This window comes from Anaerotignum lactatifermentans, from assembly GCF_016902535.1.
GTDB lineage: Bacteria > Bacillota > Clostridia > Lachnospirales > Anaerotignaceae > Anaerotignum > Anaerotignum lactatifermentans_A.
Window position 1 is genome coordinate 16,512 of sequence record NZ_JACSNY010000005.1, and the last position, 21,464, is coordinate 37,975.

Consider the following 21,464-nt stretch of genomic DNA (forward strand, 5'->3'; position numbering starts at 1 on the left):
CAGGAGGAGAAAAACATGGAAAAAAGAGAACAGCTTTACGAAGGAAAGGCGAAAAAAGTATATGCCACCGACCAGCCGGAACTGCTGGTGGTGTCCTATAAGGATGACGCTACCGCGTTCAACGGCCTGAAAAAAGGCACCATTGAAGGCAAAGGCGTTATCAATAACCACATGAGCAATCGTCTGATGGCGTATCTGGAGAAAAAAGGAATTCCCACACATTTCGTGGAGGAGCTCAACGAAAGAGAAACACTGGTAAAGAAGGTTACCATTCTGCCTTTGGAGGTCATCATCCGCAATCTGGCGGCTGGCTCTTTTTCCAAGCGTTACGGAGTAGAGGAAGGGACTGCCTTTTCCATGCCTACCATTGAGTTTTCCTATAAAAACGACGATCTGGGCGATCCTCTTCTCAACAGCTATCATGCCGTTGCCATGGGTCTGGCGACGCAGGAAGAGATTGAGACCATCAAGAAATACGCCTTTGCCATCAACGAGGAGCTGAAAGCCTTCTGGGCAGACTGCGGCGTCATTCTGGTGGACTTCAAGCTGGAATTTGGCAAGACAGCCGACGGCACTGTGATCCTGGCCGATGAAATCAGCCCCGATACCTGCCGTCTGTGGGACAGCCAGACAAAGGAAAAGCTGGATAAGGACCGTTTCCGCAGAGACCTGGGCGGCACAGAGGACGCCTATGCGGAGGTCATGAGAAGATTGGAAGAACATTTGAGATAAGGAGGATCTATATGTCTAATTGCGCGATTGTAGGCATCAACTGGGGGGATGAAGGCAAGGGCCGTATGGTGGATTTGCTGACAGAACAGTATGATGTAGTCGTACGCTATCAGGGCGGCGGCAACGCCGGCCATACGGTAATCAACGAACAGGGGAAATTCGCCCTGCATCTGCTCCCCTCCGGTATTTTTCATCCCGGTGTAATGAATCTGTTGGGCAACGATGTGGCTGTGGACCCGGAAAGCCTGTGGCAGGAACTGGAACAGGTACGTTCTCAGGGTGTGGCCGTAACACCGGAAAATCTCAAAATCAGCAGCAGAGCTTCTCTGCTCATGCCCTGGCACCGGCTTCAGGACGAGCTGGAGGAGGCCCGTCTGAAAGATAAGAAATACGGTTCTACCAAACAGGGCATCGCGCCTTTTTACGCGGACAAATATCAGAAAAAGACCGTGCTGGCCGGGGAACTGCTTTATCCGGAGGAACTGCGCCAGCATCTGGCGGACCTGCTGGAATGGAAAAACCTGACACTGACAGGGGTATACGGCGCAAAGCCCTATACTATGGAAGAACTGGACGCGTGGGTGGAATCCTATGCCAAGAAGCTGGTACCTTATCTGTGTGACAGCGCCCAGTTCCTGGCGCAGGCGGAGAAGGACGGCAAACGAATCCTGTTCGAGGCCCAGCTGGGGGCGCTGCGGGATCTGGACTACGGCATCCATCCCTATACCACTTCTTCCCATACCACCGCGGCTTACGCACCGGTGGGGGCAGGTCTGCCCTCTTTGACCATGGACCGTGTGGTGGGCGTAGTAAAGGCGTATTCCACCTGTGTGGGAGAAGGCCCCTTTGTTTGCGAGTGGTTCGGCGAGGAAGCGGAAGCTCTGCGGGCCGCCGGTGCGGAATACGGCGCGAAAACAGGACGTCCCCGCCGTGTAGGCCCTCTGGATGTGGTGGCTACCAAATACGGCGTTATGGTGCAGGGCGCCACAGAAATCGCTCTGACCAAGCTGGACGTGCTCAGCTATATGGACAAGATTCCTGTCTGCCGCTCTTATGTGGTAGACGGCAAGGAAACGGAGGAATTCCCCTTCCCCACAGCGCTGGCTGCGGCAAAGCCTGTCTTTGACTGGATGGAAGGCTGGAAATGCGATATTTCCGGCGTAAGAACATGGGAGGATCTGCCCCGGGCCGCAAGAGATTATGTGGAATGGATAGAAGAACGCATCGGCTGCCATATCAAATACGTTTCTGTGGGGCCGGAAAGAAACAGCCTGATTGTTCGTGAGAAAGGAGAACAGAAATGATGACCAATACTTATCAATCCCCTTTGGCTTCCCGCTATGCCTCTAAGGAGATGCTTGCCCTGTTTTCTTCCGACGCGCGGTATCTGACCTGGAGAAAGCTGTGGATCGCTCTGGCACAGGCGGAAATGGAACTGGGCCTGCCCATTACCAAAGAACAGATCAGCCAGATGGAAGCCCATCTGGAAGAAATAGATTATGATTGTGTGGCGAAACGGGAAAAACAGGTGCGCCATGACGTTATGGCCCATGTTTACGCCTTCGGCCAGGTTGCGCCTGCCGCGGCGGGCATTATCCATCTGGGGGCTACCAGCTGCTACGTAACGGATAACGCCGACCTGATTCTGTATCGTCAGGGTCTGCGCTATCTGCGTCAGGGCCTGCTGGGCGTGATTGCCAATCTGGCGGATTTCGCCGAGGAATATAAGGCCATGCCTACATTGGGCTATACCCATTACCAGCCGGCACAGCTGGTGACGGTAGGCAAACGGGCCACATTGTGGATACAGGATCTGGTAGCGGATCTGGAAGAACTGAATTTTGTGGAGGAGCATCTGAAATTTTTGGGCTGCCGCGGTACTACCGGTACAGAAGCCAGCTTCCTGGATCTTTTTGAGGGCGATGAGGAAAAGATCGACAAAATGAACGCCCGTCTTTGTGAGATCTTCGGCTTCTCCGCCTGCTATGACGTCTGCGGGCAGACCTATTCCAGAAAAGTGGACAGCCGGATTTTGAACTGTCTGTCCGCCATTGCCCAGAGCCTGTATAAAATGGCAAATGACATCCGTTTATTACAGCACGACCGTCAGCTGGAAGAGCCCTTTGAGAAGGATCAGATCGGTTCCTCCGCCATGGCCTACAAACGCAATCCCATGCGCTGCGAGCGGATCTGCTCTCTGGCCAGATATCTGATGGCGGACGCGGCCAACGCGCCTATGACAGCCTCTACCCAGTGGCTGGAACGTACTCTGGATGATTCCGCCAACCGGCGTATTTCCATGCCGGAGGGCTTTTTGTGCGCCGACGCCCTGCTGCGTCTGGCCCAGAATGTGACAGACGGCCTTCATGTAAACGAAAAGATCGTGGAAAAGACCGTATGGGAATATCTGCCCTTTATCGCTACGGAAAATCTGATGATGGAAGCCGTAAAACAGGGCGGCGACCGTCAGGAGATTCACGAGATCATCCGCCGCTGCTCTATGGCGGCCACAGCGGAAATGAAGGAAGGCCGTTCCTGCGATCTGCTGGCCCGTCTGGCGGCGGAGCCTGCCTTCTCCATGACAGAGGAGGAAATGGAAAAAGTCCTGGAGCCTTCCGCTTACACGGGACGCTGTGCCCATCAGGTTGAGGCGTATCTGAAGAAGGTGCGTCCGCTGCTGCGGGATGTGAAACGGGAAAAAACAGAGATCCAGGTATAATATTTCTGGACAGAAGGGAGCCAAACCATGACGAAATATATTTTTGTGACCGGCGGCGTCATTTCCGGCCTGGGAAAAGGCATTGTGGCGGCGTCTTTGGGGCGGCTGTTGAAGGCGCGTGGCCTGAAAGTGGCGGCCCAAAAGCTGGACCCTTATATCAATGTAGACCCGGGTACCATGAGCCCTTACCAGCACGGAGAGGTCTTTGTGACGGAAGACGGCGCGGAAACGGACCTGGACCTGGGCCATTATGAGAGATTTATTGATGAGGATCTGAATCGGTACTCCAACCTGACGACAGGCAAGGTGTACTGGAATGTGCTCCAAAAGGAGCGGCGGGGAGAATATCTGGGCTCTACGGTACAGGTAATCCCCCATATTACGAATGAGATCAAGGATTTTGTATATCGAGTAGGGCAAAAGACCGGCGCGGACGTGGTCATTACAGAAATCGGCGGTACCATTGGGGATATGGAATCCCAGCCTTTTCTGGAGGCGGTGCGCCAGATTTCTCTGGAAGTCGGCAGGGAAAACAGCCTGTTTATCCATGTGACGCTGATCCCCTATTTGCAGAATACAAAGGAGCATAAAACGAAACCCACCCAGCACTCCGTTCGGGAGCTGCAGGGGCTGGGCATTCATCCGGATCTGGTGGTGCTGCGCTGTGATGAACCATTGGAAAAGGAGGTTTTCCAGAAGGTGGCTTTGTTCTGTAATGTGAAGCCGGACTGCATCATCGAAAACCGGACGGTGCCTATCCTTTACGAGGCGCCGCTGATGCTGGAAAAATCCCATTTTTCATCGGTGGTCTGCCGGGAACTGGGGTTGGAGACGCCGCCCCCCAATCTGGCGGAATGGGAGGAGACCGTTGAGCGGATTCAATCCAGACCGGATTGTGTTACCATTGGTCTGGTGGGGAAATATGTGCGTCTGCATGACGCCTATCTTTCCGTAGCGGAGGCGTTGGGCCATGGCGGATATGCCAATAATACGAAGGTCCAGATCCGCTGGATCGACTCAGAGGAGATTACCATGGAAAACAAAGGCGAAAAGCTGGCGGGACTGGACGGTATTCTGGTCCCCGGCGGCTTTGGCCAGAGAGGGGTGGAAGGCATGGTCCTGACGGCGGGCTATGCCAGAGACCAGAAGATCCCCTATCTGGGCATCTGCCTTGGAATGCAGACTGCCGTCATTTCTTTTGCCCGGGACAAGGCCGGACTTGCGGATGCCAATTCCGGAGAGTTCGATGAGCTTTGTGCCCATAAGGTCATTGACTTTATTCCCGGTCAGAGCAAGGAAGTGGAGATGGGGGGCACTCTGCGTTTGGGCGCCTATCCCTGTCTGATCCAAAAAGGCAGCATGATGGAGAAATGCTACGGGACGGACAGGATTATGGAGCGCCACCGTCACCGGTATGAATTCAATCCCGAATACCGCCAGTGTCTGACAGAAGCGGGGCTGTGCCTCAGCGGCCTGTCTCCCGACGGCAGACTGGTGGAGACGGTGGAACTGCCGGAGCACCCTTTTTATATCGGTGTGCAGTTCCATCCGGAATTTAAAAGCCGGCCCAATCGCCCGCATCCGTTGTTTGCGGGCTTTATAGAGGCGGCATTGAAACAGAAAAAACAAAAAGAGAGATAAATACGACGGAAAGGAGAAGAGATGATGGGGCCTAAGAACAGAAAACTGATCCTGGAGGATCGAAGTGAATATTACGGCTGGGGCTTCGGCAGCGAGGATGACAGCGTGTTTGAGCTGGTATTCAATACGTCCATGGCGGGGTATCAGGAGATTCTTTCCGATCCCTCCTATACGGGCCAGGGCGTTGTGATGACCTATCCCCTGATCGGGAATTACGGCATGTCAAAAGACGACTATGAAACGCAGACCCCTACCATTTCCGCCATGATCCTGCGGGAATACAATGACGCGCCCTCTTATTTCCGCAGTGAGGAGACTCTGGGGGCAGTCATGGAGCGGTTCCATATCCCCGGCATTTACGGTGTGGATACCAGAAAACTGACCCGTTCCATCCGGGATTTCGGCAGCCGCCGGGCACTGCTGACGGACGCGGCAACCCCTTTGGAGGAGGGATTGGCCAAACTGAAGGCGACACCGGTGCCAAAAGACGCCGTAGCCAGAGTCAGCTGCAAAGAGATCTGGCGTCTTCCGGCAAAGGAGCCGGAATTCCATATTGTGGCGGTGGACTGCGGCATCAAAGGCAATATCCTGCGCCAGTGGCATCAGAGAAACTGCGATGTGACCGTAGTGCCGTGGAATACAACGGCACAGGAGATTATGGCCCTGAGGCCCGACGGCGTATTCTTTTCCAACGGGCCGGGGGACCCGGAGGATGTGCCGGAGGTAATGGAGACGGCCAGAGCCCTGCGGGGGAAATATCCTATATTCGGTATCTGCCTGGGCCATCAGATTTTGGCCCTTTCCTACGGCGCCAAAATGTATAAAATGAAATTCGGCCATCATGGCGGCAACCACCCGGTAAAGGATCTGACAACCGGGCATGTGAGCATGACGGCGCAGAATCATTCTTATGCCGTAGCGGAGGAAAGCCTCTGCCATACCCCGCTGACACTGACCCATAAAAATCTGCTGGACGGCACTGTGGAGGGCATGATGTGCCGGGAGGACCGTGTCATGAGCGTGCAGTTCCATCCGGAAAGCGCGCCCGGACCTCAGGACAGTGCCCATTTGTTTGATCGTTTTCTGGATTGGCTGAAGGAGGATACCGCATATGGCAAAACGAAGTGATCTGAAGAAAATACTGGTCATCGGCTCCGGTCCCATTGTCATTGGGCAGGCGGCGGAATTTGACTATGCGGGGACACAGGCCTGTCTGGCTCTGAAGGAAGAGGGCTATGAGGTAGTGCTGTGCAATTCCAATCCCGCTACCATTATGACCGATACGCAGATTGCCCATAAGGTCTATATGGAGCCTTTGACGCTGGAATATCTGGCGAAAATCATCCGCTATGAGCGGCCGGACGCCATCCTGCCGGGCATCGGTGGCCAGACGGGGCTGAATCTGGCGATGCAGCTGGAGGAAAAGGGTGTTCTGGCGGAATGTCGGGTAGAACTGCTGGGTACCAAAAGCAGCAGTATCCGCCGGGCGGAGGACCGGGAGGAATTCAAAGAGCTCTGCCAGAGCCTGGGTGAGCCGGTCATGCCTTCGGATATTGCTGAAACCCTGGAGGACGGTCTGCGGATCGCTCAGGAAATCGGTTATCCTGTGGTACTGCGTCCCGCCTTTACGCTGGGCGGCACCGGCGGCGGCTTTGCCCATACGCCGGAGGAATGTCGTATTCTGCTGCAAAAAGGGCTGGCCCTTTCCCCTGTGGGGCAGGTACTGGTGGAAAAAAGCGTAAAAGGCTATAAAGAAATTGAATACGAAGTGATCCGGGACAGCGCCGATACGGCCATCGCTGTCTGCAATATGGAAAATCTGGACCCGGTGGGTATCCATACGGGGGATTCCATTGTGGTCTGCCCGTCCCAGACACTGACCAATAAAGAATATCAGATGCTGCGGGACAGCGCCCTGCGCATCATCCGGGCTTTGGAAATCGAAGGGGGCTGTAATGTGCAGTTCGCTCTGGACCCGAAGTCCTTCCAGTATTACCTCATTGAGGTAAATCCCAGGGTATCCCGTTCCTCGGCTTTGGCGTCCAAGGCCAGCGGCTACCCCATTGCCAGAGTTTCCGCCAAGATCGGCGTAGGCATGACCCTGGAGGAAATTATGCTGGCCAATACACCGGCGGCCTTTGAGCCGGCGTTGGACTATATCGTTACGAAAATGCCCGGGTTCCCCTTCCAGAAATTTGCCGAGGCCAGCAACGAGCTGGGTACCCAGATGAAGGCCACCGGGGAAGTCATGGGCATCGGCCGGAATTTCGAGGAAAGTCTCTTAAAGGCGGTACGCTCTTTGGAAAGCGGCGCCCGCCATCTGTATCTGCCTAAGTTTGACCCTATGACGGATCAGGAACTGCTGAGCTATATCCAGATCGGCACCGACGACAGGATCTACGCTCTGGCGGCCCTGCTGCGGCGGGGATATACGCCGGAAACGCTGGCGGAAAAGACGGCCATTGATCTGTTTTTCCTGCGGGGCATCCAGCGGATTGTGGAGGAGGAAGTGGCTCTGGCGGCCCATCCCGGCGATCGGGCGGCTCTCTACGAGGCCAAACGCCTGGGCTTTTCCGACTGGATCGCCGCCAAGCTGTGGCGGACCACGGAGGAGGAGATCTTCCGTATGCGCAAGGAATGGGGGATGTTCCCGAAGTATAAAATGATCGACAGCTGCGCTTCGGAGTTTTCCAGCTATATCCCCTACTACTACTCTACCTATGAGGAGGAAAACGAATCCGCACCCTCTGAAAAGCGTAAGATCATTGTGCTGGGCTCCGGCCCCATCCGTATCGGCCAGGGAGTAGAGTTCGACTATTCCTCTGTCCATGCGGTACAGACCATACAGAAGGCCGGATATGAGGCCATCATCATCAACAATAACCCGGAAACTGTTTCCACGGACTATACCACTTCGGACAAGCTCTATTTTGAGCCCCTTTGCGTGGAGGACGTGATGAATGTCATTGAGCTGGAGCAGCCGGAAGGGGTCATTGCCTCTCTGGGCGGCCAGACGGCTGTCAATCTGGCGGCGCCGCTGCAGCAGCGGGGCGTCTCCATCATCGGCACAGACTGCGAGGCCATGGAACGGGCGGAGAACCGGGATGTGTTCGAAAAACTGCTGGAAGAGCTGGAGATCCCTCAGCCCAAGGGCCGGGCGGTGACAGATCTGGAAGAAGGCGTCCGGGCGGCGGCGGAGATCGGCTATCCCGTGCTGGTGCGTCCCAGCTTCGTACTGGGGGGCCGGGCCATGCGGATTGTAGCCGGGGAAAAAGAACTGCGCCAGTATTTAAAGACCGCCGTAGAGGTGGACAAGGATAAGCCTGTACTGGTAGATAAATATATTCAGGGGAAAGAAGTGGAGGTAGACGCCATTTGTGACGGCGTGAAGGTATTCGTGCCGGGGATCATGGAACTGGTAGAGCGTACCGGCGTCCATTCCGGCGACTCCATCAGCGTGTATCCCCCCTTCAGTCTGTCGGAGCAGGTCAAGGCCACCATTCTGGACTATACCAGAAGGCTGGGCCTTGCCATTGGCATCCGGGGCCTGTTTAATATCCAGTTTATTGTGGATCGGGAAGAAAACGTGTTTATCATCGAGGTAAACCCCAGATCCTCCCGGACGGTACCCTTCCTTTCCAAGGCCACCGGCTATCCTCTGGCGGATATGGCCACACTGGTGATGCTGGGACTGAGCCTGCCGGAGCAGGGGATCTTCCGTATCTATCCCCAGGAAAAGAAACGCTGGTATGTCAAGGCGCCGGTGTTCTCCTTCTCCAAGCTGCGGGGTATGGACGCGTATCTGTCTCCCGAGATGAAATCCACCGGCGAAGCCATTGGCTACGACGACCGGCTCCATCGCGCGTTATATAAAGCGCTGACGGCGTCGGGGATGCGGCTGCAAAATTACGGCACCGTACTGGCGTCTCTGGCGGACGAGGATAAGGAAGAGGCGCTGCCGTTATTGAAACGGTTTTATGATATGGGCTTCCATCTGGAGGCCACAGAAGGCACGGCGGCTTTCCTGAACGCCCATGGTGTTCCCGCACGGGTGTGCGCTAAGCTGACAGAAGGCGGCAGTGAAATTGTCGAGGCCCTGCGGGCGGGCTATGTCAGCTATGTTATCAATACCCGCTCTGTTTCTTCGGAGGCAGGTATGGATAATGGCTTTGCCCTGCGCCGCTGCGCCAGCGAAAACAATGTGACGATGCTGACGGCACTGGATACCGTAAAGGTATTGCTGGATGTGCTGGAAGAAACTACTATGAAAATATCACCCATTGACGCGGTATAACGCAAAAAGGCCGTGTATCCCATTGAACGGATACACGGCCTTCTTTTATTCTTTCTTTGGCCCGCGGCGCCAGGCCGCCATATTCATCAGGAAAACCAGCAGAAGAACGGCGGCCATGCCGACCCAGAATCCCAGATCAATGCCGAAGAATTCCGTTCTTCCCAGCCAGTCAGAGAATAATACCATCCATTTCATCAGACATCCCTCCTTTTACAGCAATTCGCCGTAGCGGCGCACATAAGCCTTTTTCAAAGACGTTGCCAGCATCATATAAAACAGGATGCAGGGCACAAGATAGAAGAAGAAGGACAGGGGCAGCGGCGCCAGTCCCAGCACAGACCCCAGCGGAGTGAAAGGGATGGCCGTCAGAACGACAATGCCCGCCATGGTCAGCAGGGTGACGGAGGCGGAGGCCCTGCTCTGGAGGAAGGGCAGCTTTGGCGTGCGGATCATATGGATGACAAAGGTCTGGCTCCACATGGATTCTACGAACCAGCCCGCCTGGAACAGAGCGATATAAGCCGTTTTCATGGCGATCAGCTCATTCCCGCTGAAATGGGCCGCCAGATCGTGGTACATCACCCCATGGGAAACAAAGATGGGGCAGAAAATAAAATACAGGAACAGATACGTGGTAAAGTCAAAAATAGAGCTGGCGGGGCCGATCCACAGCATGAATTTTCCTACGGAGGAAGCGTCCCATTTTCTGGGGACACGCAGAAATTCCTCGTCCACATGGTCCCAGGGGATGGCGGTGCAGGAAAGATCATAAATCAGGTTCAGTAGCAGCAGCTGGATGCTGGCCATGGGCAGGAAAGGCAGCAGGGCCGCCGCCGCCAGTACGGAAAACATATTCCCGAAATTGGAGGAGGCCGTCATTTTGATGTATTTGATCATATTGGCGTATGTTTTTCTGCCTTCCAGAATGCCTTCCTCCAGCACCATCAGGTCTTTTTCCAGCAGGATGATGTCGGCGGACTCCTTGGCGATGTCCACGGCGGAATCTACGGAAATGCCGATGTCGGCGGCCTTCATGGCGGCAGCGTCATTGATGCCGTCCCCCAGAAAGCCTACCGTATGGCCGCTGTCCTGCAGCACAGACACCACTCTGGCCTTCTGGGCCGGGGAGAGCTTGGCGAATACGTCAGTGGAAAGGGCCGCCTGCCGCAGCTGGCTGTCGTCCATACGGTCCAGGTCTCTGCCCAGAAGCATCTCCCGGGAGGACAGACCCACCTGTTTGCAGATGGCCCGTGTCACCTTATCATTGTCCCCGGTGAGGATTTTCACGGAAACGCCGTGGTGGTTCAGGGCGGAAATGGCCCCGGCGGTGGATTCCTTGGGCGGGTCCAGGAAGGCCAGATAGCCTAACAGCACCATATCGCACTCATCCTTTACGCCAAAGGCGCCTACGGGAGAAGGATTGCTTTTCTGCGCCACCGCCAGCACCCGAAAGCCCTTTTCGTTGAGCTCGTCGGCTTTCTGGAGGATGTGGCGGCGGATGTCCTCTGTCAGAGGGGCTACCTGCCCCTCATATTCCGCGAAGGCGCAGACGGAGAGCATTTCCTCCACAGCCCCTTTCGTCACCATCTGGGTCTTGCCGGAGGCGTCCTGCACTACGGTGGAAAGACGGCGGCGTGTGAAGTCGAAGGGGATCTCGTCCACCTTTACATAAGCGGCGGAAAGATCGGTCAGCGCCGGGTTTTCCCCTTCCTCTTCTTCTGTCTTGCGGATGATGGCGATGTCCATCAGGTTTTTATAGCCGGTCTGGAAATAGCTGTTCAAATAGGCATGGCGCAGGACACGGCTGTCCTCGCCGCCCATGAGATTCAAATGGTATTCCAGCACTACCTGATCCTGGGTCAGTGTGCCGGTCTTATCGGTGCAGAGGATGTCCATGGCGCCGAAATTCTGTATGGAATTGAGATTTTTCACAATGGTTTTCTTTTTGCTCATGGAAAGGGCGCCTTTGGACAGGCAGGCTGTCACGATCATAGGCAGCATTTCCGGCGTCAGGCCCACGGCGATGGAAACGCCGAAGAAGAAGGCCCCCAGCCAGTCCCCTTTGGTGATGCCGTTGACCAGAAATACCACAGGCACCATCACCAGCATAAAGCGGATCAGTACCCAGGAAACGGCGTTGACGCCCCGGGTAAAGCTGGTTTCCGCGGGTTCGGCGGCCGCCGCCTTTGCCATGGAGCCAAAGAGAGTTTCGTCCCCCACAGCCACCGCCACGCCCAAAGCGGAGCCGGAAATAACACTGCTGCCCAGAAAGGCCATGTTGGCGTAGTCTGTCACGCTGTCCATAGGCTGGGAAATGGCCGCCGTTTTTTCCACAGGCTCGCTTTCCCCCGTCAGGGAGGACTGGCTGACAAAAAGGTCCTTTGCCTCTATGATCCGCAGGTCCGCCGGGATCATATCCCCTGCCGACAGACGGATGATGTCGCCGGCAACGGTCTGTTCCAGCGGGATCTCCTGTTCCCCTTCTTCCCGCCGCCGCACGGTGCAGGTGGTGGTAATCATGGACAGGAGCTTTTCCGCGGCGCTGCCGCTGCGGCTTTCCTGGGTAAAGCGAAGAACGCCGGAAATGAGTACCATGGTCAGTATGATGATAACGCCGAAGCAGCTGATGTCCTCCGGCCGGCTCCCGAAAAGGGAGAAATAAGGAAATACAATATCTGTGGCGGCGGAAACCAGCGCCAGGGCAAAGAGGATAATGGTAAAGGGATTGATAAAGGCCTCCGCCAGATGACGGCCCAGGGATTTTTTCTTTTCCCGGGTCACCTGATTTTTGCCGAAACGATCCCTGTTTTTTTCCACGCCGTCCTCCTCCAGCCCCAGCAGAGAAGTATCCAGCTTTTGAAAAACTTCCTTCAGGGGCTGTGTGGCCGCCAGATGGAGCCGCTGGTTGATTCTCGTTTCAGCGGCGGTGTGTGCTGTCATGTTTTTTGTTTTGTTCCGCGTCATTGGAAACACCTCCCGTTGTTATTTTGGGAGACGGAAAGAAAGGCAGGGTACGCCTGTCTGCCGTCTGTCCCTATGGTTTTCTGTTCTGGATATATGGTCCGCGTCCATGCCTTTCACCTCCTGCGCGTTTTTGTCTGCATTCCAGTATAAAGGGAGGAAGAAAAAAGTCCCATGGCGGAAATCTTGCGTTTTTCTTGCGATTTTTGGGAAAAACAAAACCCCTCCATGGATTTCCATGGAAGGGTTGTATTACAGATGCTCATTAAATTTATAGCCGATGCCCCAGATGGTCAGGATATAGGCCGGAGCGCCGGGGTCCGGTTCGATCTTTTTGCGCAGTTTTCGGATAAAGGCCATGATATTGCTGTCGTCCAGCAGGTATTCCCCGTCCCAGACGGCCTGATAGATCTGCTCCTTGGTAAAGACTTCCCCTTTGTTTTTGGCCAGGAAAAAAAGGATATCAAATTCCTTGGGGGTCAGAGGGATCTCCTCCTCGCCCCGCCGTACCTGTCTGGTTCTGGCGGAGAGGATCAGGTCCCCGGCCCGCAGGAATTCTTCCCGGACGGCGGGAGGGGCTTCTTGGTCCTGGGAAAGCTCTATCATCAGGCTCTGGCTGTCCCCCAGACACAGGCTCTCCAGTGAGCGCAGCAGCTCCCGGCTATCTGTCAGATGGGCCGGGGCGGCCTTCAGCTTTTCGCAGAGCCACTCTGTCAGAGAAGGAGACAGGCTGATAAAGTCGATTTGTTTTTTCTTCATACTGTTCTCCTCCCTTCTAGATCAATTCGCCGTATTTTTTCACATATAGGCTCTTGGCTGCCGTGACCACCGCCAGATACAGGCTGACGATACAGAGCAGGAACAGGAAATAGGCCGGCGGCAGTGCCGTCATGCCCAAAAGAGTTCCCAAAGGCGTAAAGGTCAATGTGGTAAAGACCAAAATGCCCGCTGCCGTCACCAGCAGTACCGGCAGGGCCGGCCGGCTCCCTACAAAGGGCAGGCGTTTGGTCCGCAGCAGATGAAGGATCAGCACCTGTGTCCACATGGATTCTAAAAACCATCCTGCCTGGAACAGGGAGACAAAAAGAGACTGCTGTTGTGCCGTCAGCTGGAAAAAGCCGCCGCCACAGAGGGCGGGACAGAGGAAAAAGTATAAAAATCCGAAGGTCAGCAGATCAAAAAGAAAGCTGATGGGGCCGAAAAAGCCCATGAACCGCCCCAGTTTCCGGTCGGGCCAGGGCCGTGGTCTGGCGTAAAGCTCCTCGTCCACACTGTCCCAGGGCAGGATCAGACAGAGGATGTCATAAAGGAGGTTTAAAAGCAGAAGCTGTACCGAGGCCATGGGGTAGAAAGGTAGCAGGACAGCCGCCGCCGCTACGGCCAGGATATTGCCGAAATTGGAAGAGGCGGTGATGCGGATATATTTGGACATATTCACAAAGACCTTCCGGCCCTCCAGCACGCCTTCCTCCAGAACCCCCAGGTCCTTTCGCAGCAGGATCACGTCCGCCGCCTCCTGGAGGGTTTTGGCGGCGCCTTCGGCGGCAATGCCCACATCCGCCGCCAGCACGGCGGGCAGGTCGTTCATGCCGTCCCCCAGAAATCCTACGCAGTGGCCATTTTCCCGCAGCACCGTCAGGATCTTCGCTTTCTGCTTTGGCGTCAGTTCCGCGAACACGCTGGTATTTTCCGCCGCCAGCATCAGTTCGTCCTCGGACAGGGACGCCAGCTGTTCCCCTGTGAGGGCCTTCTCCGCAGGAATGGACAGCCGGCGGCAGACGCTCTGGGTCACGCTGAGATGGTCCCCGGTCAGTATCTTCACGGGGATATGGAGCCGGTCCAGAGCCGCCAGCGCGTCGGCGGCGGAGGTTTTGGGCAGGTCGAAAAAGGCTAGAAAGCCCAGCAGTGTCAGGTCTTTTTCGGAATCGGCGGTGATCTGCGGCTCTGTCTGCCGTTTCTGGGCCACCGCCAGCAATTTTACTCCATCCGCCATGAGGCCGTCGGTGGCGGCGTCCAGTTGTGCCATGGGGTCCGGCGGCAGGGGATAGGTGTTTCCTTCATAGCACAGATCTTTGCAGCGGCGGAAGACGGCCTCGGCGTCACCTTTGACCAGCAGGAGGGACTGTTGGCCGTCTTTCACCAGGACGCTGGCCATTTTTCGCTCATAGTCGAAGGGAATCTCATCCAGTTTTTCGTGCTGTCGTTCCAGCTCCGCCCAGTGGGACCGCTGGTTTGGCAGCTCCCGCACCCGCAGGACGGCCTGATCCAGATGGTTCTGCACGCCTGTATGGTACAGGCTGTTCAGATAGGCGCAGTCCAGTACCAGAGGGCTGTCGTTGCCCAGAACATCCATATAGTATTCCAGCTGGAGCCGGTCCTGGGTCAGAGTCCCCGTTTTGTCCACACAGAGCACGTCCATGCTGCCGAAGGCCTGCATGGCGCTGATGCTTTTTACAATGGTGTTTTTCCGCCCCATGACGGCACTGCCTTTGGCCAGACAGGCGCTGATGACCATAGGCAGCATTTCCGGCGTCAGCCCCACTGCCACGGAAAGGGCGAAGAAGAAAGCGGCGCCCCAGTTTCCCTTGGTCAGACCGCAGGCGAAGAATACCAGCGGCAGCAGCACCGCCATGAACCGCAGCAGTACGCCGGCGATGGCGTTGGCCCCTCGGTCGAAGGAGGCGTTTTTCTTGACGCTTTCCCGCTGGGCGCCGTAAAGGGTATCCGTTCCCAGAGCCAGTACGATGCCCTCACCGCTGCCGCCCATGACGGCGGAGCCGGCGAAAGCGATATTCTGATATTGTGCCAGAGAGGGCGTTTTGGGCAGGGGGATGGCATCGGCTGTCTTTTCCACAGGCTGGCTTTCCCCTGTGAGCATGGACTGGGAAAGAAACAGGTCTCTGGCCTGGGTCAGACGCAGGTCGGCGGGGACACGGTCTCCCGCCCGCAGACGGATCTGGTCCCCTACCGCCAGCCGGGCCGAGGAAATTTCCCGCCATTGTCCTTCCCGCAGTACCAGTACCGTAGTTTCCAGCAGACGAAGGAGCCGGTCTGCCGCTTTTTTTGCCCGCAGTTCCTGCCAGAAGCGGATAAGCCCGCTGAGAAGGAGCATTGCCAGCATAACGCCGCCGGTGGTGCGGCTGTGGGTATAGGCGGTTTTTGGCATCAGGTCCGTCAGGAAGGAAACGACCGCCAGCACCAGCAGCACCAGAGAAAAGGGATTGCAGAAGGAGCGGAACAACCGGGCGGGGATACTGTCCCAGGGACGGCGTTCTTCTTTGCCGTGCCCCAGAGTCTCTCTTTTCCGGGCGGCCTCCTCCATGGTATAGCCCTGGGGAGAAAGAGAAAAGTCGGTATATAGTTCTTTCCAGCTCCTTCCGGCGCAGTTTGCCAGCCGGGGATGGAGAGAGGGGGTTTTTGCCATGGTAACACCTCCTGGTGGATTTTTCTGCTCCTATGATACCATATATTTTCAATGGGATTTCTTACTTTTTCCTTGCGTTTTCAGCTTTTTGGGCTGCCGTCCCCGCAAAAATAAGGGGAAATATGCTTTCTTTTTGAAAAATACACTTATTTTATGCATTGTTTTTTCCGCCGCCGCCAAAATAAAAGGGCAGGAAAGCCATGATTTTGTGGAACCTGACAGTTGGCGGAGAGAAGGCGGAAAACAGAGAGCCTCCGTCATAGCAAATAAAACACAGGAACCGGGAAAGAAGGAAGTTCTTTTTATGGAAATTTATGGGACGGAGGGGTGTATTTTTATGATTGCATGGATATTTATACGTTTTATGCAAATTTCTGTTTCTTTTTCCCGAATTTCGAGTATAATAAGAAAAGGAAAAAACCCGTGTATCTAAGACAGGAGGAACCATATATGCCAAAGAGAAATGATATTCATAAAATCATGATTATCGGCTCCGGGCCCATCATCATTGGACAGGCCTGTGAGTTCGACTATTCCGGCACCCAGGCCTGCAAGGCCCTGAAAAAGCTGGGATATGAGATCGTGCTGGTCAATTCCAACCCCGCTACTATCATGACCGACCCGGAAACGGCGGATGTGACTTATATCGAGCCTTTGAACGTGGAACGTCTGGAACAGATCATCGCCAAAGAGCGTCCTGACGCTCTGCTGCCCAATCTGGGGGGCCAGTCCGGTCTGAACCTGTCCGCGGAGCTGTACCAGGCAGGTATTCTGGAGAAATACGGCGTGCAGGTCATCGGCGTACAGATGGACGCCATTGAACGGGGCGAGGACCGAATCGAGTTCAAAAAAGCCATGAATGCGCTGGGCATTGAAATGGCAAGAAGTGAGGTTGCTTATTCCGTAGAAGAGGCTCTGGGCATTGCCGATCGTCTGGGCTATCCCGTCGTACTGCGTCCCGCGTATACCATGGGCGGCGCCGGCGGCGGTCTGGTATACAACAAAGAAGAGCTGAAAACAGTCTGCGCCAGAGGTATCCAGGCATCTCTGGTAGGTCAGGTGCTGGTAGAGGAATCTATTCTGGGCTGGGAAGAGCTGGAGCTGGAAATTGTTCGTGACGCGGACAACAACATGATTACTGTCTGCTTCATTGAGAACATCGACCCTCTGGGGGTACACACCGGCGACTCCTTCTGTTCCGCGCCTATGCTGACCATCTCCGAGGAATGTCAGAAACGCTTGCAGGAGCAGGCTTATAAAATCGTAGAGTCCGTACAGGTTATCGGCGGTACAAACGTACAGTTTGCCCATGACCCTGTGACAGACCGGATCATCGTTATCGAAATCAACCCCAGAACCAGCCGTTCCTCCGCGCTGGCTTCCAAAGCCACCGGTTTCCCCATCGCTCTGGTTTCCGCCATGCTGGCGGCAGGCCTGACCTTGAAGGAGATCCCCTGCGGCAAGTATGGCACACTGGATCAGTATAAACCTGACGGCGACTATGTGGTAATCAAATTCGCCCGCTGGGCCTTCGAGAAATTCAAAGGCGTAGAGGACAAGCTGGGCACACAGATGCGCGCTGTGGGCGAAGTTATGAGCATCGGCAAGACCTATAAAGAAGCCTTCCAGAAGGCCATCCGCTCTCTGGAAACAGGGCGCTACGGTCTGGGCTACGCGAAAAATTATCATGAAAAAACAAAGGAAGAGCTGCTGAAGATGCTGGTAACACCTTCCAGCGACCGTCATTTCATTATGTATGAGGCTTTGCGCAAAGGCGCTTCCGTAGATGAGATCTTCGCTTTGACAAAAGTAAAAACATATTTCCTGGAGCAGATGAAGGAACTGGTAGAGGAAGAAGAAGCCCTGATGCGGCATAAGGGCAGCCTGCCTCCCGATGAAATGCTTATTACCGCCAAAAAAGACGGTTTCTCCGATAAATATCTGAGCCAGATTCTGGAGATCTCCGAGGATGCAGTGAGAGAAAAACGAATCGCTCTTGGCGTAGAACAGAACTGGGAAGGCGTACACGTCAGCGGTACCCAGGACAGCGCATACTACTACTCCACCTATAACGGCACAGACAAGAACCCGATCCGCACAGACAAGCCGAAAATCATGATTCTGGGCGGCGGCCCCAACCGGATCGGCCAGGGTATCGAGTTTGACTACTGCTGTGTACACGCGGCGCTGGCGCTGAAGAAGCTGGGTTTTGAGACCATCATCGTTAACTGCAATCCCGAAACCGTTTCCACTGACTACGATACCTCCGATAAGCTCTATTTCGAGCCCCTGACACTGGAGGATGTGCTGAGTATTTACAAGAAAGAGCAGCCTGTGGGCGTCATCGCTCAGTTCGGCGGCCAGACACCTTTGAATCTGGCATCGGCTCTGGAGAAAAACGGCGTCAAGATTCTGGGTACCTCTCCCGCGGTTATTGATCTGGCGGAAGACAGAGACCTGTTCCGCGCCATGATGGAAAAACTGGAAATCCCTATGCCTGAGTCCGGCATGGCCGTCAATGTGGAAGAAGCGCTGGAGATCGCTCACCGTATCGGCTATCCTGTGATGGTGCGTCCTTCCTATGTTCTGGGCGGCCGCGGCATGGAAGTGGTTTATGACGACGAAGCTATGACGGAATACATGAAGGCGGCTGTTGGTGTAACACCGGACCGTCCCATTCTGATCGACCGTTTCCTGAACCATGCCATGGAATGTGAGGCAGACGCCATCAGTGACGGCACCCATGCCTTTGTGCCTGCCGTTATGGAGCATATCGAGCTGGCAGGGGTACACTCCGGCGACTCCGCCTGCATCATCCCCTCCGTGCATATCTCTCCGGAAAATGTGGAGACCATCAAGGAATATACCAGAAAGATCGCTGAGGAAATGCACGTTAAGGGCTTGATGAATATGCAGTACGCCATTGAAAACGGCAAGGTATACGTTCTGGAGGCCAACCCCCGCGCGTCCCGTACAGTACCTCTGGTATCCAAGGTCTGCAACATCCGTATGGTGCCTCTGGCAACGGAGATTATCACAGAGGACATCACAGGCAGACCCTCTCCCGTACCTTCTTTGAAGGAAGGGAACATTCCTTACTATGGTGTAAAAGAAGCGGTCTTCCCCTTCAATATGTTCCCGGAGGTAGACCCTGTTCTGGGACCGGAAATGCGTTCCACCGGCGAGGTGCTGGGCCTGTCCACTTACTACGGCGAAGCCTTCTATAAAGCGCAGGAGGCGACTCAGTCCAAGCTGCCTCTTCACGGTACTGTACTGATGTCCGTAAACCGCAGAGACAAGGCGGAAGTGGCGGAGGTAGCGTCCATTTTCGCGGAAGCGGGCTTCCGTATTCTGGCTACCGGCGGTACCGCACAGGTGCTGGAGGAAGCGGGAATTGCAGCAGAGCGTGTCAATAAACTGACAGAAGGCCGTCCCAATATTCTGGATATGATGACCAACGGCCAGATTGACCTGATTATCAATTCCCCCGTAGGCAAAGACAGTGTCAACGACGACAGCTACCTGAGAAAAGCGGCCATCAAGGGTCGTATCCCTTATATGACCACCATCGCGGCGGCAAGAGCGGCGGCCAAAGGCATCCGTTATGTCCAGCAGCATGGCAGCGGCGAAGTGATTTCCCTGCAGGAGCTGCACAGCAAGATTACAGAAGCGTAAACAGAAATAAAAAAAGCGCCTGCTTTCCGGCGCTGCAAAAAAAAGACGATGCGTTGAAAAACGCATCGTCCTTTTTTTAAAATAGGGGGGTCAGCCTTCAATGGCGATATTGCCTTTATGGGAAATCTGTTCCGGCTGCTTTTTGGGCAGGGTCAGTGTCAGAATCCCATTTTCGTATTTTGCCTGAATCTCTTCCGGTGTCAGCTGGTCGCCAACGTAGAAGCTGCGGGCCATGGAACCGGTATACCGTTCCTGACGCAGGTAAACGCCGTTTTCGTTCTTTTCTTCTTTTTCCGTGGATTTCTTTGCCGCTACCTGCAAATAGCCGTCCTCCAGATGGATCTGGAGATCTTCTTTCTGGAAGCCGGGCAGATCAATTTCTACCTGAAAACTGTCCTCATTTTCCTTTACGTCTGTTTTCATCAGGTGTTTGGCGTGCTTGCCGTAGAAAGGACGGTCCAGAGAAAGCAGTTCCTTATCCAGAGGGGTTTCAAACCAGTTTTCGTTATCAAACAGATTGTCTCCAAAAATACGATGCATCATTAACATAAGTCATATCTCCTTTCACTCCACAAAAACCATATTTCGTTGCCTCCTGCAAAACAGGGGAACAAAGCAGTTTCAAACGCGGGGAAGGATCTATCAATCAGGTCTTTTCCTTTGTTCAAGTGTATTTTAACTCGTTTTGTTAGCACTGTCAATAGGTGAGTGCTAATTTTTTGAAAAATTTTTAACAATTTTTGGGGCGGATCAGGAAAAAAGGGTGATCTTTCGTCCCTGCATCTGGATGATGCCTTCGTTCTTCATTTTTTTTAGTTCTCTGCTCATGGCGCTGCGGTCCACACAGAGATAATTGGCCAGAGCGCTGAAAGAAAAGGGCAGGGAAAAGTCCGCCGTGCCGGTCTTGTTCTGCTGGAACTGGAAATAGCACAACAGCTTGCCCCGGATGGAGCGGTGGCTGAGGATTTCCACTTTTTCGCTGAGCTGATGGACTTTTTCTGTCATCAGATTCAGCAGGTTCTCCACCACCAGACTGTGATGGTGGCAGGCCCGGCTGCACCGCTTGGTGATGTGGCAGGTATCAATAAAGACCACAGTGCAGTTTTTTTCGCAGACCACAATAAGATCCCCCATTTCCTCGAACAGAGAAAAGAAGGAACCGAAGATGCCGCCGTTGGACATGTATTCCAGCATATCCAGACTGCCGTCGGCATTGAGCCGATTGATGGAAACACTGCCCTCCAACAGGATGCCTACGTTTTTATGAATGGGGATCTCCTCTTTTTCCCGGAATGTCCGCTCTTCCATCTCAAAACAGTGGGTCATTTCGTCCAGTTCTTCAGGGGAAACGCCATGAAATAATGGATTATCCAACAATTTCATAAAAAACCTTCTTTCTGTTGCATTTGCAACAAGACTTTTTCTGCTTTTATGCTATCATATAAATGTAGAAAAGTAAAGAACGGCATAAAATAGAAACAATGCCGCAAAATAGAGAAGAAGGATCAAAAAAGAATAAGGAGGAATTTTGTTATGAAGGAACTGAAATTTTTTAGATGCGCACACTGTAAGAACATCATCGTAAAGGTAGAGGACAAGGGCGTTCCCGTAGTTTGCTGCGGGGAAAAAATGGCGGAACTGACCCCGAACACTTCCGACGGCGCAGGCGAAAAGCATGTACCTGTGGTAGCGGTAGACGGCAGCAAGGTAACAGTAACCGTAGGCGAAGTAGCACATCCTATGCTGGAAGAACACCACATCGCCTGGATCGTTCTGGAAACAAACAAAGGCTTCCAGATCAAATATCTGGACCACACAGGCGCTCCCGAAGCAGTATTCGCTCTGGCGGAAGGCGAAAGCGCAGTTGCGGCTTATGAATACTGCAACCTGCACGGTCTGTGGAAAAAAGAAATCTGATCGTTGAAAAATAAGTAAACGGGGATCGGGTGCGGCATCGTATGAGGTACCCACCCGATCCTCTTTTTTCCTTATTTGTGAAAAAATAGACAGGAAAAGAC

At 54.3% G+C, this 21,464-nt stretch carries 15 protein-coding genes; 9 read left to right on the forward strand and 6 right to left on the reverse strand.

The window, feature by feature from the left end; all coding sequences use genetic code 11:
- Positions 1 to 15: 15 nt before the first annotated feature.
- Genes purC through carB (H9X84_RS05140) form a run of 6 tightly spaced genes read left to right on the forward strand, consistent with a single transcriptional unit; the run spans position 16 to position 9,386 of the window.
- Positions 16 to 732, forward strand: coding sequence for a phosphoribosylaminoimidazolesuccinocarboxamide synthase (gene purC, locus H9X84_RS05115; RefSeq protein ID WP_205133385.1), 717 nt, complete (start codon positions 16 to 18; stop codon positions 730 to 732).
- An 11-nt stretch (positions 733 to 743) separates the two neighbouring features.
- A complete protein-coding gene (locus H9X84_RS05120) occupies positions 744 to 2,036 on the forward strand; it encodes an adenylosuccinate synthase (protein ID WP_205133384.1) in 1,293 nt (430 codons plus the stop codon).
- The gene (purB, locus tag H9X84_RS05125) at positions 2,033 to 3,451 is read left to right on the forward strand and encodes an adenylosuccinate lyase (protein WP_330612274.1); all 1,419 of its coding nucleotides are present in this window, start codon (positions 2,033 to 2,035) and stop codon (positions 3,449 to 3,451) included. Before H9X84_RS05120 ends, purB begins: the two co-directional genes overlap by 4 nt.
- A 27-nt stretch (positions 3,452 to 3,478) precedes the next feature.
- Positions 3,479 to 5,092, forward strand: coding sequence for a CTP synthase (locus H9X84_RS05130; protein WP_205133383.1), 1,614 nt, complete (start codon positions 3,479 to 3,481; stop codon positions 5,090 to 5,092).
- 24 nt (positions 5,093 to 5,116) lie between these two features.
- Positions 5,117 to 6,220: a glutamine-hydrolyzing carbamoyl-phosphate synthase small subunit gene (gene carA, locus H9X84_RS05135; RefSeq protein WP_205133382.1), complete on the forward strand. Its 1,104-nt coding sequence runs from the start codon at positions 5,117 to 5,119 to the stop codon at positions 6,218 to 6,220.
- Complete coding sequence (gene carB, locus H9X84_RS05140; protein ID WP_205133381.1) at positions 6,204 to 9,386, forward strand: carbamoyl-phosphate synthase large subunit; 3,183 nt, start codon at positions 6,204 to 6,206, stop codon at positions 9,384 to 9,386. Before carA ends, carB (H9X84_RS05140) begins: the two co-directional genes overlap by 17 nt.
- A 45-nt stretch (positions 9,387 to 9,431) precedes the next feature.
- On the opposite strand, the gene H9X84_RS05145 is transcribed toward carB (H9X84_RS05140), so the two are convergent.
- The 4 genes from H9X84_RS05145 to mgtA (H9X84_RS05160) form a co-directional block, all read right to left on the reverse strand.
- Complete coding sequence (locus tag H9X84_RS05145) at positions 9,432 to 9,581, reverse strand: hypothetical protein (protein ID WP_205133380.1); 150 nt, start codon at positions 9,579 to 9,581, stop codon at positions 9,432 to 9,434.
- A 15-nt stretch (positions 9,582 to 9,596) separates the two neighbouring features.
- Positions 9,597 to 12,350 (reverse strand): magnesium-translocating P-type ATPase, encoded by a 2,754-nt coding sequence (gene mgtA / locus H9X84_RS05150; RefSeq protein ID WP_205133379.1) that lies wholly within the window; start codon positions 12,348 to 12,350, stop codon positions 9,597 to 9,599.
- A gap of 249 nt (positions 12,351 to 12,599) precedes the next feature.
- Entirely contained in the window at positions 12,600 to 13,106 is a 507-nt protein-coding gene (locus tag H9X84_RS13375; protein WP_205133378.1) for a winged helix-turn-helix domain-containing protein, read from the reverse strand.
- Between the two features lie 16 nt (positions 13,107 to 13,122).
- The gene (gene mgtA, locus H9X84_RS05160) at positions 13,123 to 15,771 is read right to left on the reverse strand and encodes a magnesium-translocating P-type ATPase (protein WP_205133377.1); all 2,649 of its coding nucleotides are present in this window, start codon (positions 15,769 to 15,771) and stop codon (positions 13,123 to 13,125) included.
- On the opposite strand from mgtA (H9X84_RS05160), the gene H9X84_RS05165 reads away from it, so the two are divergent.
- Together H9X84_RS05165 and carB (H9X84_RS05170) are read left to right on the forward strand one after the other, a co-directional pair.
- Positions 15,770 to 16,204, forward strand: coding sequence for a hypothetical protein (locus H9X84_RS05165; protein ID WP_205133376.1), 435 nt, complete (start codon positions 15,770 to 15,772; stop codon positions 16,202 to 16,204). The two genes, mgtA (H9X84_RS05160) and H9X84_RS05165, sit on opposite strands and share 2 nt — an antisense overlap.
- A 17-nt stretch (positions 16,205 to 16,221) precedes the next feature.
- The gene (carB, locus tag H9X84_RS05170) at positions 16,222 to 19,446 is read left to right on the forward strand and encodes a carbamoyl-phosphate synthase large subunit (RefSeq protein ID WP_205133375.1); all 3,225 of its coding nucleotides are present in this window, start codon (positions 16,222 to 16,224) and stop codon (positions 19,444 to 19,446) included.
- 90 nt (positions 19,447 to 19,536) lie between these two features.
- Here carB (H9X84_RS05170) and H9X84_RS05175 read toward each other — a convergent pair whose 3' ends face one another.
- Together H9X84_RS05175 and H9X84_RS05180 are read right to left on the reverse strand one after the other, a co-directional pair.
- Positions 19,537 to 19,995, reverse strand: a complete 459-nt coding sequence (locus tag H9X84_RS05175; RefSeq protein ID WP_205133374.1) for an Hsp20/alpha crystallin family protein — start codon at positions 19,993 to 19,995, stop codon at positions 19,537 to 19,539.
- 201 nt (positions 19,996 to 20,196) lie between these two features.
- Complete coding sequence (locus H9X84_RS05180; protein ID WP_205133373.1) at positions 20,197 to 20,829, reverse strand: Crp/Fnr family transcriptional regulator; 633 nt, start codon at positions 20,827 to 20,829, stop codon at positions 20,197 to 20,199.
- Between the two features lie 159 nt (positions 20,830 to 20,988).
- Here H9X84_RS05180 and H9X84_RS05185 point away from each other — a divergent pair, with 159 nt between their 5' ends.
- Positions 20,989 to 21,363: a desulfoferrodoxin family protein gene (locus tag H9X84_RS05185; protein WP_205133403.1), complete on the forward strand. Its 375-nt coding sequence runs from the start codon at positions 20,989 to 20,991 to the stop codon at positions 21,361 to 21,363.
- Positions 21,364 to 21,464: the final 101 nt, after the last annotated feature.

Coding starts and splice junctions, on each gene's coding strand:
- purC (WP_205133385.1), top strand. CDS start 16: ATGGAAAAAAGAGAACAGCTTTACGAAGGAAAGGCGAAAAAAGTATAT.
- H9X84_RS05120 (WP_205133384.1), top strand. CDS start 744: ATGTCTAATTGCGCGATTGTAGGCATCAACTGGGGGGATGAAGGCAAG.
- purB (WP_330612274.1), top strand. CDS start 2,033: ATGATGACCAATACTTATCAATCCCCTTTGGCTTCCCGCTATGCCTCT.
- H9X84_RS05130 (WP_205133383.1), top strand. CDS start 3,479: ATGACGAAATATATTTTTGTGACCGGCGGCGTCATTTCCGGCCTGGGA.
- carA (WP_205133382.1), top strand. CDS start 5,117: ATGGGGCCTAAGAACAGAAAACTGATCCTGGAGGATCGAAGTGAATAT.
- carB (WP_205133381.1), top strand. CDS start 6,204: ATGGCAAAACGAAGTGATCTGAAGAAAATACTGGTCATCGGCTCCGGT.
- H9X84_RS05145 (WP_205133380.1), bottom strand. CDS start 9,581: ATGAAATGGATGGTATTATTCTCTGACTGGCTGGGAAGAACGGAATTC.
- mgtA (WP_205133379.1), bottom strand. CDS start 12,350: ATGACGCGGAACAAAACAAAAAACATGACAGCACACACCGCCGCTGAA.
- H9X84_RS13375 (WP_205133378.1), bottom strand. CDS start 13,106: ATGAAGAAAAAACAAATCGACTTTATCAGCCTGTCTCCTTCTCTGACA.
- H9X84_RS05165 (WP_205133376.1), top strand. CDS start 15,770: ATGGTAACACCTCCTGGTGGATTTTTCTGCTCCTATGATACCATATAT.
- mgtA (WP_205133377.1), bottom strand. CDS start 15,771: ATGGCAAAAACCCCCTCTCTCCATCCCCGGCTGGCAAACTGCGCCGGA.
- carB (WP_205133375.1), top strand. CDS start 16,222: ATGCCAAAGAGAAATGATATTCATAAAATCATGATTATCGGCTCCGGG.
- H9X84_RS05175 (WP_205133374.1), bottom strand. CDS start 19,995: ATGTTAATGATGCATCGTATTTTTGGAGACAATCTGTTTGATAACGAA.
- H9X84_RS05180 (WP_205133373.1), bottom strand. CDS start 20,829: ATGAAATTGTTGGATAATCCATTATTTCATGGCGTTTCCCCTGAAGAA.